2 protein-coding genes are annotated in these 1575 nt (G+C 55.9%); both read left to right on the forward strand.

Annotated elements, in window-relative coordinates:
- The first annotated feature begins 120 nt into the window (after positions 1-120).
- On the forward strand, positions 121-831 hold the full coding sequence (locus tag JIN85_RS20365) for an alpha/beta hydrolase (RefSeq protein ID WP_200274310.1): 711 nt from the start codon (positions 121-123) through the stop codon (positions 829-831).
- A gap of 138 nt (positions 832-969) precedes the next feature.
- Positions 970-1314, forward strand: a complete 345-nt coding sequence (locus JIN85_RS20370; RefSeq protein WP_200274312.1) for a hypothetical protein — start codon at positions 970-972, stop codon at positions 1312-1314.
- The last annotated feature ends 261 nt before the right edge of the window (positions 1315-1575 follow it).

Below are 1575 nucleotides of genomic sequence, written 5' to 3' on the forward strand. Positions count from 1 at the left end.
ACCGAACGGAGCGAACAAGGCGGCACATCCGACGGCGACCAGCCTGATAGTTGACTTTGATGCTTTCATCCCGCCGCAGATGGCCTTATACGTTCGGCCAACCACACTCGCCATTCTACGATGAAGCCATTCCTTGTTGCGTTAGCACTGTTTCTGGTCGCAACGGTCTCTGAAGCTGCCAAACCCAAGCACTTCATTTTCGTTCCCAAGGCTGCTGCCGAGCCGATGCCGGTGGCGGTTTGGCTTCATGGCTATCGTGGCTATTCCCCGGATGGCTACTTTCCCGGCGAGACTGCTGAGGCGATGCAGAAGCATGCTGATGCGTTGGGGGCCGTCATTCTTGGCTTTCCTGCCACGACCGACCTTGGCGATGACACTCAGCAGTGGTCTGAGGAGCCGGTCGCAGATCACGCATATGTTCAGGACAGGCTCAGGGCTCTCACCAAGGGCCTGAAGGTGGATTTGAAGCGTGTCGGACTATTTGGCTTCTCGCAGGGTGCGATGGTTGCTGCCGATCTCGCCACTTTGTATCCCGATTCGTATCGAGGAGCCATTCTTATGTCCCTGGGCGGCATGGGGGCACCGAAGGCTGCCGAGCAGAAGCTGCCCGCTCACGCTACTCAGGTTTACTTTTGCTTCTGCGGTGCCGATGAGCACGAGGGCAACGTGAGTTTGACAAAAGCATATGCGGGACATCTCGAGAAGGTCTTGGGAGCCAGAGTTACACTCAAGCTATACGAGGGCGTATCCAAGCACACCCGACCGCCTGATACGATGACACAGTTCCCTACTTGGATGGGGGCCATCCTGAAACCAGATGAGAAGCGTTAATCCACAACCAAGGCGCGGCTGGACAACCGCTGGGGCTGCTCTGCCGGCCATGCTTTCCGTAACTTTAACCCGCCATCCCGTCGCGGCGCTCACTCCCGCCCCAGCGGTGCCAGCGCTTGAACGTTAGGCAGAAATAACATGGACGCACTCGATGCAGGAATACGTGAGTTTTGCCCCGTTGACGGCGATTGGCGTCCGCTCGAAGCACACCTTGACCAAGCATTTGCTTCACGAGAGCCCGAATCTTACTACGACGCGATATTCAACCTATTCGAGCGGTTTCCGGAAGATGATGGCTCCGGCGTCTTCTGGACTGCGCTCCATGGAATGGAAGCGTGCGGGAACTACGAAAAGAAGCTCCTGCTTTACTTTCGCCGAACGCCAGGCCTCATGACAACGGCGATGCTACGTCGAATATATAATTCCGGCCAGAAAGATATCGAAGGCTTTCCCATTGATCGTCTGATAGAAATACAGAAATGAAAACGGAGCCTAACAAAACACTCGAGCCAATGCCCATGTCTGTCACGGATGCTGCTATCGCAGCCTCCGCGCCAGCCACGGTCATGGCTCACTTCTGACGTTGTGCCAAGAATATGACGGATGCTGAAGTCGAAGAACTGACCGCCGAAAGGCATCGCAGATCGACGGTCCACGATCCTCGATTCTCGGCTGACGATACCGCCAAGGTTCTTGAAGCGTTCGGAGCGGAACTTCCCCCTGAATTCATCGCGTTCAGAAAGC

Source organism: Luteolibacter pohnpeiensis (assembly GCF_016595435.1).
Classification (GTDB): Bacteria; Verrucomicrobiota; Verrucomicrobiia; order Verrucomicrobiales; family Akkermansiaceae; genus Luteolibacter; species Luteolibacter pohnpeiensis.

What these genes read in the sequence shown, in the direction of transcription:
- JIN85_RS20370 (WP_200274312.1), top strand. Translation starts at nt 970, where the DNA reads ATGGACGCACTCGATGCAGGAATACGTGAGTTTTGCCCCGTTGACGGC.
- JIN85_RS20365 (WP_200274310.1), top strand. Translation starts at nt 121, where the DNA reads ATGAAGCCATTCCTTGTTGCGTTAGCACTGTTTCTGGTCGCAACGGTC.